At 66.5% G+C, this 13,542-nt stretch carries 8 protein-coding genes and 1 pseudogene; 5 read left to right on the forward strand and 4 right to left on the reverse strand.

Annotation, left to right across the window (positions count from 1 at the left end):
* Positions 1 to 28: 28 nt before the first annotated feature.
* Complete coding sequence (locus EP7_RS09610; protein ID WP_463527646.1) at positions 29 to 2,395, reverse strand: PSD1 and planctomycete cytochrome C domain-containing protein; 2,367 nt, start codon at positions 2,393 to 2,395, stop codon at positions 29 to 31.
* 742 nt (positions 2,396 to 3,137) lie between these two features.
* Between EP7_RS09610 and EP7_RS09615 the strand changes: the two genes are divergently transcribed.
* From EP7_RS09615 to EP7_RS09630, 4 genes are all read left to right on the forward strand, one after another.
* Positions 3,138 to 3,791, forward strand: coding sequence for a sigma-70 family RNA polymerase sigma factor (locus EP7_RS09615; protein WP_463527647.1), 654 nt, complete (start codon positions 3,138 to 3,140; stop codon positions 3,789 to 3,791).
* A gap of 40 nt (positions 3,792 to 3,831) precedes the next feature.
* Positions 3,832 to 8,025, forward strand: a complete 4,194-nt coding sequence (locus EP7_RS09620; protein WP_463527648.1) for a protein kinase domain-containing protein — start codon at positions 3,832 to 3,834, stop codon at positions 8,023 to 8,025.
* A gap of 162 nt (positions 8,026 to 8,187) precedes the next feature.
* On the forward strand, positions 8,188 to 8,634 hold the full coding sequence (locus EP7_RS09625; protein WP_463528393.1) for an FHA domain-containing protein: 447 nt from the start codon (positions 8,188 to 8,190) through the stop codon (positions 8,632 to 8,634).
* Positions 8,635 to 8,838: 204 nt separating this feature from the next.
* A complete protein-coding gene (locus tag EP7_RS09630) occupies positions 8,839 to 10,425 on the forward strand; it encodes a calcium-binding protein (RefSeq protein ID WP_463527649.1) in 1,587 nt (528 codons plus the stop codon).
* A gap of 757 nt (positions 10,426 to 11,182) precedes the next feature.
* Here the strand turns inward: EP7_RS09630 and EP7_RS09635 are convergent.
* The 3 genes and pseudogenes from EP7_RS09635 to EP7_RS09645 form a co-directional block, all read right to left on the reverse strand.
* Entirely contained in the window at positions 11,183 to 11,854 is a 672-nt protein-coding gene (locus EP7_RS09635) for an IS630 family transposase (protein ID WP_463528381.1), read from the reverse strand.
* Between the two features lie 74 nt (positions 11,855 to 11,928).
* Positions 11,929 to 12,336: pseudogene (locus EP7_RS09640) on the reverse strand (helix-turn-helix domain-containing protein); the annotation flags it as partial.
* A gap of 78 nt (positions 12,337 to 12,414) precedes the next feature.
* A complete protein-coding gene (locus tag EP7_RS09645; protein ID WP_463527651.1) occupies positions 12,415 to 12,642 on the reverse strand; it encodes a transposase in 228 nt (75 codons plus the stop codon).
* A 381-nt stretch (positions 12,643 to 13,023) separates the two neighbouring features.
* Here EP7_RS09645 and EP7_RS09650 point away from each other — a divergent pair, with 381 nt between their 5' ends.
* A complete protein-coding gene (locus EP7_RS09650; protein ID WP_463524467.1) occupies positions 13,024 to 13,521 on the forward strand; it encodes a helix-turn-helix domain-containing protein in 498 nt (165 codons plus the stop codon).
* The last annotated feature ends 21 nt before the right edge of the window (positions 13,522 to 13,542 follow it).

Raw genomic sequence — 13,542 nt, forward strand, 5'->3', positions numbered from 1 at the left:
GCCTGGGGATGAGGGGGGCGGGGGGTCGTCAATCGACGTAATGGAACTCATTGGAGGCGAGCAGGCTGCGGGCCAGGCTGGCCCAGGCCTCGACCGGCCTGCGGTCGGCGGCCACGCCCTCGCGATCGAGCGCGGCCTCGTAAGCAGCGAGGAAGGTCGTCGACTTCGCCAACTCGGCGGCCGATGGGCCCCGGGCGTAGACCCTGCGGAACGCCAGGTCGACCCGGACCGACTGATCGCCGCTCGACGCGATCAGCGTCTTCGCGAATCGCTCGGCCTGCTCGTGGACGAACGGGTTGTTCAGCAGGAAGAGTGACTGGAGCGGCACGGCCGAGGCGTCGCGCACCGGGGTCGTCATGCTGGTGTCGGGGCCGTTGAACAGCGAGAGGTAAGGGTGTGCGTGCAGCCGCTGGACCATCAGGTAGACGCTCCGATGGTTCGACGGGTAGACCGCCTTGAACTGATGATGCGCCGTGTAGGTCCATTTGGCGACCGGAGGAAACGCGTGCGGGCCGGGCCGGCTCAAATCCAGGTCGCCGCCGAGGGCCAACAACGAGTCACGGAGCGATTCGGCGTCGAGCTGGCGACGATCACCGCGCCAATACCAGGTGTTGCCCGCATCCGCCTCGAACGCGGCCGAGTCATGCACCGTGGCCAGCTGGTAAGTCCTCGACAGCATGATCCGTCGATGCATCGCCTTGATCGACCAGCCCGACTCGACAAACTGGCGAGCAAGCTCGTCGAGCAGCTCCGGATGCGTGGGAGGCGTTCCACGCAGGCCGAAGTCCGACGGCGTGGCCACGATCGGCTTGCCGAAGTGGTGCTGCCAGATCCGATTGACCATCACGCGTGCGGTCAGGGGCTTCGGCGGCCCGTCGGTCAGCCATTGCGCGAGCTGGAGCCGGCCGCTCTGGCCTTCGGGGATCGGCAGCTTGCCGCCGGCATCCAGGCAGAGCGGGACCCCGCGCGGGACCAGGTCTCCCAGCGTCGTGGGGTCGCCCCCCACCTGAAGCTTGACGTCGGTGGGCGTGCCTTCGCGGACGGCGTAGGCCCAGGGCAGGCCGGTGTGAGGCGATTCCTTCTGCTTCGCGGTGAGCGCCGCCTTCAGGGCGTTGATCTCGCCGTCGGGTCGTTTGAGGGTGACGGCCTGCTCGACCTCGGCCGACATCCGGGCGATCGTCGCGGCGTGCTCAGCCTCGCGGGACTTGACCACTGCGGGAAGCGCAAGCGGGGCGAACTCGCTGGGCTTCTTATCTTCCTCGGCACCGGCGAACGGATACTTGGTCCCCGCGAAGACGCCGTAGAGTGCGTAGTAGTCCTTGGCTGAGATCGGGTCGAACTTGTGGTCGTGGCACCGGGCGCAGCGGAGCGACAGGCCCAGCACGGTCTGCCCGGTGGTGTTGAGCGTGTCCTCGATGATCTGATGTGTATCTTCCAGTTTGACGGTACCGAACCGTTTGGCCTGCGCCACGAACCCGGTGGCGATCACCCGCCGGTTGTAGTCCTCGGGCGGGCCTTGCGGGGCCAGGATGTCGCCGGCCAGTTGCTCATGGAGAAATCGGTCGTACGGAATGTCGGCGTTGAAGGCGTCGATAACGTAGTCGCGATAGAGATAGGCCTGCGGAATCGGGTAGTCGGAATTGTCGCCTGCCGTGTCGGCATAACGCGCCAGGTCGAGCCAGTAGCGGCCCCAGCGTTCACCGTATTGGGGAGACGCGAGCAGCTCGTCGATGAGCCTGGCAAACGCGTCGGGCCGCACATCCCTAGCGAACGCCTCGACCTGCTCGGGCGAAGGCGGAAGACCTGTCAGATCAAACGAGGCACGGCGGATCAAGATCCGACGTTCAGCCTGCTCGACCGGCCGCACACCATGAGAGCGCTGCCCCGCGGCGATCCACTGGTCGATCGCCCCTTGGGCCCAGCCAGACGGATCGTCGGGGGCCTTGTTCTGGCTGAAGGGTTCGAACGCCCAGTGATTCTCCCCCTCAATCGTCGCTTTGGAGGAGGCCTTTGACTCGGGCCAGATGGCGCCTGCTGCGATCCAGGCTTCCAACGCCTCACGCTGATCCTTGGCCAGCGGCTTGTTCGGGGGCATCTTCAAGGCGTCGTCAGCCTGACTGATGGCCTGGATGAGCAGGCTCTCGCCGGGATTGCCGGGCACGATCGCCGGGCCGTTGTCCCCCCCTTTGAGCATCGCCTCACGTGAGTCGAGCCTGAGGCTGCCGCTCTGCTTCGTCGGGCCGTGGCATTTGACGCACGATGAGGCCAGGACGGGCCGGACCGTCAGTTCGAAGGCCGTCTCGTGGTCTTCCGCCGCGAGCGACGGCTGTACCAGGATGGACGCCGCAAAGGCAAGCCTGAATAAGGGTTTCGCACGCAACATGCTGGCGACCATTGGCATCTCCACGCACTATTGTCGAACAACCCTCCAACGATCATAACATGGCCGACCGAGACAGCCTAGTCACGCGCCGACCTGTGCGAGCGTCGCCGCAACAGAACGCGACGGGAGGTAAGATTCTAGGCATCGACCGCCGACTGGGGATGAAACTTGACCTGGCAAATCTTCCCCCTGGTGTCGAGGCGGCGGCTTAACATCATCAGGCTTACCATCAATGCTCAGTCGGACACTCAATTTCGGGTGAGGGAGCTGGGACCGAACGATGTCCCGAGAGTCTTCGATCGAATCCATGGACCGGTCCTGGGTTTCAAATACCTACCTTCTCAGCAACATCGGCACGCCGACCATGAATGCCTCCAGCGGGGCAACGCGGCCTCGATCAGCCTCAGTGCTGAACGTAGGGGACTTGCTCAAACGCTCGTAAGAGTCGTTGGTGTCCCGGTCCGACCCGATATACTCGCCCATCAAGGTTGTCATAATCGTGGTGTTCTCCTCGATTCGTTGCGAGCGAGGCGTTGGCTTGCGACGAAGTTCGGCCTGCAATGCCACATGGGGATGACATTCGGAGACGGAGATTTACGCATGAGCCCGTCTCGTGGGTCATTCGAGCCGTGATCGCTCGAAGTTTGTGCACACGCCGGGTCGCGGGGTACGGGCACCCGCCCGTCGTCATGGAGCCGATCCACGGTTTCATGTCTCCTCCTAACGCAGCCCGCTCCAAGGAGAGGATCGCCCCATGAACGCCGATCCTGCCCCGATTGACGACCTCGTCCGGCTCGCCGCCAGCGGGGATGAGGCGTCCCTGGCCGTGCTCTTCGACCGGCACCGGGCCCGGCTCCGGCAAATGATCCGATTGCGACTCGATCGCCGGCTGCAAGGGCGAGTCGACCCGTCGGACGTGCTCCAGGATGCCTACATCGACCTGTCGCATAAGCTTCCCGAGTACACGAGTCGGCCCGCGCTCCCCTTCTTCCTCTGGCTCCGGCTGGTCGTGGGCGAGCGTCTGCTGAGGGTCCACCGCCAGCATCTGGGGGCGGCGATGCGCGACGCGGGCCGCGAGATTTCGATCGATCAGGGGGGGGCCTTCCCACAGGCGAGCTCGGCCTCGCTCGCGGCCCAGCTCCTGGGGCGAATCACCTCGGCCAGTCGGGCAGTTGCCCGCGTTGAAAAGCAGCACCTGCTCCAGGAGGCGCTCAACGGGATGGAGCCCATCGACCGAGAGGTGATCGCGCTGCGACACTTCGAAGAGTTGAGCAACGACGAGACCGCCGAGGTGCTCGGCCTGTCGAAGGCCGCGGCGAGCAAGCGGTATGTTAGGGCCATGCTGCGATTGAAGGCGGTGGTCGGGGACAATCCCGCCCTTCAGGACCCTTCGGCAGGCGGGCCCTAACCGAAGCGATGGGTGCTTGGTGCTGTCCGAGGGGCGATCCATGATCAGTACGGACGGCGATCGCGATCCACTCGACCAACTGGCCGAGGAGTATCTCGAACGTTACAGGCGGGGCGAACGCCCGGCTGTCAGCGATTTCATGGCCCGCATTCCGGGGCAGGCCGCCGAGGTCCGCGACCTCCTCTCTGCCCTTCTGATGCTCGAGGGGCTCAAGCCCCAGGGCGACCAGACTCGTGACTTCGCCAAGGGGGGAGTCGGCGCGGGGCTCGGCACCGGCCTTGAGCTGGTGGGCGATTTCCGAATCGTGCGTGAGATCGGCCGCGGCGGCATGGGCGTGGTCTACGAGGCCGAGCAGATCTCTCTCGGCCGCCGCGTGGCGCTGAAGGTCCTCTCGCCTTCGACTGTCAGGACCTCGCAGCAGGTTCAGCGGTTCCTCCGCGAGGCCAGAGCGGCGGCCCAACTGCACCACACAAATATCGTCCCTGTCTTCGGAGTCGGCGACCAGGACGGCCTCCACTATTACGCCATGCAGTTCATCGGCGGCCAGGGCCTGGACAAAGTCCTCGACGAGGTCAAGAGGCTCAGGGGGCGAGCGACGGGACTGACCGCGCGGGAGAACCCGGAGACCGGTAACGAGAGGAGCGGGCCGACGGCCACCGAGGCCTCCAGCCGGCTGATGACCGGGGGATACGAGACGACCCTCGCATCATCGGAGGCCCTCGACACCCCTAGGGCTGCGCCCATGGCCCGGACTGTGGAGCCCTCATTCGCGAGGGCGACCGACTCGGATGGCCGCTATGCAATGAGCGTCGCGCGAGTCGGTGTGCAGGTGGCGGAGGCCCTGGAGTATGCCCATCACCAGGGGATCTTGCACCGTGACATCAAGCCATCAAACTTATTGCTGGACCTCAAGGGCAACGTATGGTTGGCCGACTTTGGCCTGGCCAAGTCATCCGAGGATGACGACCTGACGCAGACGGGCGACCTGATCGGTACGCTCCGCTATATGGCACCAGAGCGATTCCGAGGCGTCTGCGACGCCAGGTCCGACGTCCACGCCCTGGGCCTGACCCTCTTCGAGTGCCTGGCATTACGCCCCGCCTTCGAGGCCTCGTCCCGAGAAGGTCTGGTCTTTCAGATGACGGAGAAGGAACCGCTCAGGCTCAGGTCGATCAATCCATCGGTCCCGCGAGACCTGGAGACGATCGTCCACAAGGCGATCGAACGAGAGCCGGCGGATCGCTACCCGACGGCTGGCCGAATGGCCGACGACTTACGCTGTTTCCTCGAGCATCGGCCCATTGAGGCCAGGCGAGTCGGTTCCACCGAGAAGCTCACTCGCTGGGCTCGCCGCAATCCGGGCCTGGCGACTCTGGGAACTGCGGTGGCAGTGCTGCTGGCGCTGATCGTCGTTGTCATCGCCGTTGCCGACCTCCGCCTCAGGGGAGAGCACACCAAGGCGCTGGCCAACCTCCGCCGCGCCGTGACCGCCGAGGGAGAGGCAGTCGCCAGACTTCTGGAGTCGTCGCTGGCCCAGTCACGGGCTGGCCGGATGGGCGGGATGGAAGGAAGGCGCTTCGAAGGGCTCCGGGCCGTTGCCGAGGCCGCGCGTCGCGACACGGGGTCAACCCGACTGCTCGACCTACGGAACGAAGCAATCGCCTGTCTCGCTCTGGCCGACCTGAGGCAACGCTGGCGACGAAACCGCGCACTGGGCGATGCCAGGCTCGGCCTCGACTTCGACCCGGTCCTGAAGCGGGTGGCACGCGGAACAGCAGCCGGCGAGATCCTGATCGAAGACCCGGCGTCCGGGCAGATCCTGAGGCGGATTCCCGGGGACGGACTTCTCGCCGTCTTCCTCCGATTCAGCCCGCAAGGACGATTCCTCGCCGCGAAGCTGACCGACCGAGCCGGGCGCACGGTGCTCGCCGTCCACGACCTTGAGGGAGGGCGGTGCACGCTCCGCGTCCCTGACGGCGTCTTCGCTGACGCGATTGACTACAGACCCGACGGGAAGACCATCGTCGCGGGTCGGCGCGACGGGTCGATCTTCGTCTACGACACAGAGACCGGAAACCAGGAGGGTCGTCTCGCACCGGGCACGGTGCCGGGGTCGATCCGGTTCGACCCGTCAGGCCGGCGCCTCGCCGTCGTCAGCCCCAATTCGGACCAGGCCACGCAGATCAGGAACATGGACGGGGGCGCGGTCGTCGCGGAGTGGAAGAGCCCGGTCGGTGCCAGGTCGCTGGCCTGGCATCCCGATGGACGGTGGCTCGCCGTCGGGGGTCTCGATGGGCGTGTCCATCTGCTCGATCCGGCGGCCCCGTCGAACCCCACCCGCCTGCTCGAAAAGCACGACGGTCCGGTCGTCTCGCTGGCGGCCCATCCTGGCGGCGACCTGCTGGCCAGCACCAGTTTGGACGGCACCGCTCGCATCTGGGACACTCGAACGGCCCGCGAGATTGTCAAGGCCTCGCTACCCGATGCGCGGTCGATTCGGTTCAGCCAGGATGGGCAATTCCTGGGGCCGGGGCACGACGGATCTTCGTTCTGGCTCTGGGAACTGGCTGAGGGGCGAGAGCTACGCACTTCGGTCGGCGTCCAAGAATTGGGGGCCGCGGCCTGGTCGATCGATTTCCTTGCTCAGGACAATGTGCTGGCCCTGGCCGGCTTGACGGGCCTCCGCCTGGAATCGCCGGAGCGACGGGCTGTTCCCGGCTTTGCGTCGATGCCGGAGACAAAGGCGGTAGCCGTCTCGCCGAACGGGTCGTTCCTGCTCACGAGCGGCTCGTCTGGCCTGCTCCGTTGGCCGATTTCGCGCCCGTCCGGAGACGTGCTGAAGGTTGGTCCTCCCTCGCCGGTTCTTCCACTGGAAGGGCTGGCGACCGGCCGGCTCCGCCTGTCACGCGACGGGCGCACCGTGGCGGTCATCGCCGACGAGGAGCGAGGACGGGTCATCCTGCTCGACCTCGAAGCCGAGACTCCCCCTGTCGAACTGGCCGGCCACAGAGGACTCGACCGGCTTGACCTCAGCCCGGATGGGCGGTGGGTCGCGACCGGAGGAGAGCAGGGGACCGGGGTCAAGGTTTGGGACGCGCACCGGGGGACCTTGGCCTTCGACCTGTCCGTGGAGGGGAGTGCCGAGGTGATCTTCAGCCCCGACGGCCACCTCCTCCTGACCGGCGGCGGTGACGAATATTGTCTCTGGGAGACGGCGACGTGGACGCCCCGGAAGCGGTTCCCCAGGATCGAGGCCGGGGGACAGCCGGGGAAGGCGTCATTCAGCCCTGACGGGAGCATCCTCGCCGTCGCGCGCAGCCGAAGCCTGCTCCAACTCGTCGACCCAGAGACGGGCCGGGACCTGGCGACGCTCGAGCCACCCGACCCTCAGCAGGTTTCCGAACTCGTCTTCAGCCCGGAAGGACTCCTCACGGTCGCGACGTTCAATTCCGACGCGATCCAGATCTGGGACCTGGACGCGGTCCGAGCAGGGCTCGCCGGGGTCGGCCTCGACTGGGCCGGGCCGCCCATCGACTCCCGATCTCGACCCCGGTCAATGCAGGCCCCCCTGAGGATCGTCGCCGAGACGGCCCGCTGGCTAGGCCCGTTCCAGGAGGGCGAGAGGCTCGCGCAGGTGGGGGCATGGGCCGAGGCGGCGGCACGCTACCGGGAGTCGATCGACGCGGGGGCCCCTGGCGTCGATCCCTGGGCTCGTCTGGCGATGTCCCGCCAGATCCTTGGCGATCAGGCCGGGTATCGCGAGGCATGCCGTCGGCTCGTCGCCGAGTTCGGAGAGAAGGTGGTGGCCCTCAAGACGGCCAATAACATCGCGTGGTCCTGCGCGTTCGGGCCGGGCTCGCTCGACGACTATGGTCGAGTGATCGAGATGGCGAAGTCCGCCGCCGCCAGCCTTCCGGCGACGAACCGGCTGAATACCCTCGGCGCAATCCTCTATCGTGCTGGGAGATATCGCGAGTCGATCGGCCAGCTCGAGCGGTCAATCGTGTCCCACGGGGCAGGCGGAACGCCCTATGATTTCCTCTTCCTCGCCATGGCCCACCAGAAACTCGGCCACGTCGAGGAGGCGCGGGACTGGCTCCGACGCGCGAAAGAACCGGCCCCCACCGCGATGGCCAAGCCCGACGCCAGCGGCCTGTCTACGTGGGTTCCGCGGATGGAAATCGAGACCCTCCGACGCGAAGCCTCGGCATTGCTCGGGCAGCCAGGGCCCTGAGCCCCGGCACTGGGATGATCCCCGATCAAGTTTCGCCCGTATGCGAGGACTCTTGTCCACGCCGGGCGCCAGTGCGCAGGTGTTGACTGGGGCGAGGCATGATCGGGTGACACGCCGATGACCTGGCCGCCGACTCAGGCTGCACCGATCGCAGGAAGAATCATGCCCGCATACTTGATCTCTCTCAGTGGCCACCCGGACATCGCCCTGGCCCCGGGGTTGACCATCCTCGGCCGAATTTCCTGCTGCGACATTCAGATCAACTCGAAGTCAGTGTCAAGGCGCCATTGCTGTCTGGCATTGAGCCGCGGCAGGCTGTGCGTGCGCGACCTGGGCAGCACAAATGGCTCCTGGATCAACGGGCGACGCATCGCCGGAGGCCTGTTAGGGCCCGGCGACGAGTTGGCGATCGGTCATCTCAAATATCGGCTCGTCACCGAAGGCTCCGAAGCTCCTCCCGCGCCGATCCGACCGGGCTTTGCCGAGGATCTCGAGACCACGCACCCCCGACCCGGCCCCCGCGTGCCCGGTCCTATTCCGCTACCGGAAACCTCACTTTTCGGCGATCGACCGGAGGCCGAGGCGGAACCGCCTCTCGTGCCTGTTTGAGAGGAGTTGCTGGGTAGGACGGGTCTTTCGGGCCGACTTCGGAAAAAGTCGCTTCCACCTGTCCCCGACAACGAGTCTCGCGCAGGTTCAAGCCTAGAGCACGACGGATCTAGGCTGTGAACATGAAAGCCATGGATCCGCCCCGAGAGATACCTCGCGGGGTCCGCTGACGATACGCCTTCACCTTTCCCGGGAGCAGCAACGATGAGCCAGTCGAACCGCGAACGCAATCGCAACCGCCTCGACCGCGGGGCCGTGCGGGCGAAGTCGTCATTCAAGACCACGTTGGAGATCCTGGAAGGCCGCGATTTGCCGGCCGTTCTCGCCCTCTTCTCGGCGGCCTCGGGGACACTTTCCGTCTTCGCAGACAACAACGACAACTCGGTCGTCGTGAGCCGGAATGCAGCCGGACAACTCCTGGTCAATAGTGGTGCGGTCGCAATCCAGGGGGGGGCGGCGTCCGTCGCAATTACCTCACTGATCCAGGTGTTCGGCCAGGGCGGGAACGACACGATCTCCCTGAATGAAAGCAACGGAGCGCTCCCGAGGAGCCTCATCTTCGGCGGGACAGGCAACGACGTCATCACAGGTGGCTCCGGGGGCGACCTCCTCTTCGGCCAGGCCGGCAACGACTCGTTGCTGGGCAAGGGAGGCATCGACCTACTCTTTGGCGGAACGGAGAATGACGTCCTGACCGGAGGGGACGCCGACGATCAGGCCTTCGGCGAGGCGGGCAACGACCGCATGATCTGGAATCCCGGCGACGACACCGACCTGAACGAAGGGGGCACGGGCGACGACACCGTCGAGGTCAACGGCGGCAACGGTGCCGAGCAGTTCACCGTGGTCGCGAACGGCACCCGGGTCCGGTTCGACCGCACGAACCCCGCCCCGTTCAGCCTGGACATCGGCACGTCGGAGAACCTCGTCGTGAACGCGAACGGCGGCGCCGATACGTTCTCGGCCGGCAACGGGCTCGCCGCACTGATCCAGATCACAGTCGACGGGGGCGCCGGGGACGACACCATCCTGGGCGGCGACGGCGCCGACGTGCTCCTGGGCGGGGATGGCAACGACCTCATTGACGGCAACCGCGGCAACGACGTGGCGCTGATGGGCGCCGGCAACGACACTTTCGTCTGGGACCCGGGCGACGGCAGCGACGTCATCGAGGGCCAGGCTGGCTCCGATCGAATGACCTTCAACGGCGCTAATGTCGGCGAGAGGATCGATATTTCCGCCAACGGCGGGCGAGTTCGATTCTTCCGCAATGTGGCCAACATCACCATGGACCTCAATGACGTCGAGGGGGTCACCTTCAACGCCCTTGGCGGCTCCGATTTAATCACCGTCGGAGATGTCTCGGGAACCGACCTCGTCGACATCGTGCTCGACCTGGCGGGAACCCTAGGCGGCGGCGTTGGAGACGGTCAGGCTGACTCGATCGCCATCAACGGAACCAACGGCGACGACGTGATCTTCATCTCCGGAAACGCAACCGAGACGAACGTGCTCGGGCTCGCCGCGGTGGTGAAGGTCAAGCACTTCGACCTGGCAATCGACAGCCTGAATGTCTCAGCCCTGGCCGGCGACGACGTCGTGGAAGCCTCGGCCACCGCCGCCACTTCGATCCCCCTGATCCTCTCCGGAGGATCGGGCGACGACATCCTGCTTGGAGGGGCCGGCAACGACAACTTGCAGGGCGACGACGACGACGACGTCCTGCTCGGCGGGCCTGGCATCGATCTCCTCGTCGGCGGTGCCGGCGACGACATCGAGATCCAGGGCTGAGAACGATCCTGAGGGCAGTGCGTGAGGGTTGCATCCCGCAACGAACGAGTTGCGGGGTGCAATCGAAGTGGTCGGCCGCCGGACTGCTATGCGTCGGAATGCACGAGCGGCGGACCCGTGAGACGGGCCTCTCAGCACCTCAACTAAGCTCGACTCACGCCGATTGAGGACCTCCATTCAATCTGGGCGAGTGCGAGCTGGATTCATTCGCGCCATCGCTCTGGGAGTTTCTCCGTCCCGTGGTGGCTCCCGGCCCTTGGCCTCCGCCGGTGACCAGATCCTCAGCCGCGCAACCCAGGGCGACGGAGTAGCTCGCGCAGGCCTTACCCGGACATCGAACGCCAGCGTCCCGCTTACACTACGGCAGCGCCGAGGTACAGCCGTGCCACGCCCGATTAGGGGCCGAGTCGGCACGGGGTCGTTCTCAGCACGATCCGGCGAGACCATCCCCCATCGCCGCCGGGCGGGGGTGGGCACGGCACTCCTGGAAGGTGGACTCGGTAATCCAACGCGGTGTGTCTCGGGTGAGGATTTCGGCCGGGCCGAGGGTCGAGTCGGTGGTGTAGAAGTAATCATCGCGGTGAGTCCCCTCGAAGTCATGGGCGAACACCCAGGCGATGAGGACCAGCTCCCCGCCGGCCTTCTACCAGCGTGCCTTGGTGGTGACGACCTTGACCAGTCGCGCCCCTTCGCTGTACTACGCAGCTGGACGTAGTTCTCTTTGAATTCGAGGACGTAGCTTCCGGGCCTAAGTGGCTCATCCGGCAAGTGTCCTGACACCCGGTACGGCGGCGATTCCCGGCGTTCGGCGTGGTTGATGGCGACGACGACGGCCCCAGACGAAGGGGTGACGATGCGCGTTCCAGTACGCTGTCGCTCGTTCGACCGCCTGGCAGATCTCCTCCCAAGTCTCGAACCGGCGGCCCTTCAACGCCAGGCTTCTCAGCACCTTCCACCACGGCTCGATCAGGTTCAGGTACGCCGCGGAGACTGGCTGGAAGACGAACTCCCAGCGGGGATGGGCCAGGCTGAACAGCAGCACGTCGGTGGCGCGGTGGGCGCTCAGGTTGTCGAGGATGGCGTAGACCCGTTCGGCGTCCGCCGGGACCCACGCCTCGACCTGGCCGAGGAACTCGACCCAGTTGCGGGTCGAGCGGCTGTCGTAGGGGCGGGTGAAGGCTTCGCCAGTGGCGGGTCGGAAGGCGCCGAAGACGTAACCCTTGCCGCGGCGGCCGTAGTCGGCCTCCTGCCGAGCGCGGCCGGCGGGCTGGCGGCTGCCCTCGGCCGTCGTCTCGGGCTTGGTTCGCAGGGGGTTCTGTCCCGGGAAGCTTTTGGCGCTCTCCGGCCCCATTTCGTCGAGGCAGACGACCGCCGAATCCGCCGGAGGCTCGCGGTAGAGTCGCTCGATGGCCCCCTTTTTTCGGCGAATTCGGGGTCCACCCGCTCGCCGAACCACGTCTCCTGCTTGCGCCAGCGGAGGCCCTCCTCCGCGAGGATCTCGTCGATCCGACTCCGCTTGATGGCGATGTCCTTCTGCTCGTTGAGGTAGGCCTCCAGGCGGTCGAGCGTCCAGCAGCCGAAGGGCAGGCCCAGGTCCTGGGGGGCGGTCAGCGCGACGGCCAGGACCTCGGCCCGCTGGTCGACGGTATAGGTCGGCGGTCGGCCGGCGCGGGGCCGCTCCTGGAGGCCGGCCATGCCCAGCTCGCTGAAGCGACGGATCCAAGCATAGACGGTCGGCCGCGAGCAGCCGAGGGCCGCAGCGATGGTGGGGGCCGATCGGCCGTAGGCGGCCTCCTGGACGATGCGGGCTCGCTCGACCAGGCGGACCGGGGCGGTGCGCGAGTGGAGCAACTCGGCGATGGCCTGCTGCTCCTCGGACGTCATCGGGCGGAGAAGGACGCGGGCGGCCATGGCGAGGTCTCCTGGGAGATACCTCCATCCACCTGCAAATCACCTGCCGGATGAACCACTTAGCTTGTAAAGCCAGCTTCAACCGCCTCGCTCAGTCCGATCCGCGTCGTGTGGCTCCGGTGGGGGGATCTCCAGATGCTCGACCTGGCGGAAGACCGGCTCGGTCCGGTTCAGCTCCGGCGAACACGGCGGCAGGTAGTACAGGTAGATCCCCTGATCGGCCAGGCCCTTCCTCGCCGCCCGGATCACCCCGCTGATGTGGAAGCTGGGATGATCCAGCACCACCACCCGGAACCCTTCGACCACGACAGGGCCGTCGGGAACCCGATCAGGTCGTGCGAGTTCCAGGTCCGCTCGGCCGTGAAAACGTCCAGCCTGGGCGAGCCCCGAACGGCCGGTAGGCCGCCAAGGTGCTGACCCGGCGGCCCTGGCGGCCTCGGGATCGGAGATCCTGCGCTAGCCCGGCTGGCTCCGGCTGTAGGCGATCGGCAGCATGGGGGAAAAGCCGCACTCGTCGACGTAGTCGAGCACCATAGAGCCGGTCGGCGCCCTGGTCTTCAGGTTGGCCAGGACCTTGCCTGCCCGCTGCGCCTTGGCCGCGTCCTGCTCCTGCTCCTGCTCCTGCTTATTGACGTTCAGGTAGCCCGGTACTTGTCACGCCCGTCGGATCGACTGTAGCATTCGGGGATGAAACCCCGGGGATCCGCCGCCGAACTGGAAGCTCGACGCCGACTGGCCGTCACCCGCGTCAACGAGGGCTGGAAGCAGAAGGATGTCGCCGCGTTCCTGGGCGTCTCGCTCAAGGCCGTCGGCAAGTCGATGGCCGCCTATCGCGCCTCCGGCGACGGCGGCCTGGCGGGCAAACCCCACCCGGGGCCCAAGCCGAAGCTGTCGGGCCGCCAGGAGGCGGTGGTCCTCTCCTGGCTGGCCGCCAGCCCCGAGGCCTTCGGCTTCAAGACCCGGCTCTGGACGACGCGGAGGCTGGCCGAGGTGATCGCCAAGCGGTACGGCGTCCGCTTCAACTCCAACGACCTGGCCGCGTGGCTGACGGCACGCGGCCAGTCACCGCAGAAGCCCGCGGTGGTGGCGGTCGAACGCGACAACCCGGCCATCGCCCGCTGGGCCGCCGAGGACTGGCCGCGCCTGGAAAAAAAGCCCGGGACGAGCACGCCCACCTCGTCCTGATCGACGAGAGCGGGTTCTTCA

Source organism: Isosphaeraceae bacterium EP7 (assembly GCA_038400315.1).
In the GTDB taxonomy this organism is placed as follows: Bacteria; Planctomycetota; Planctomycetia; order Isosphaerales; family Isosphaeraceae; genus EP7.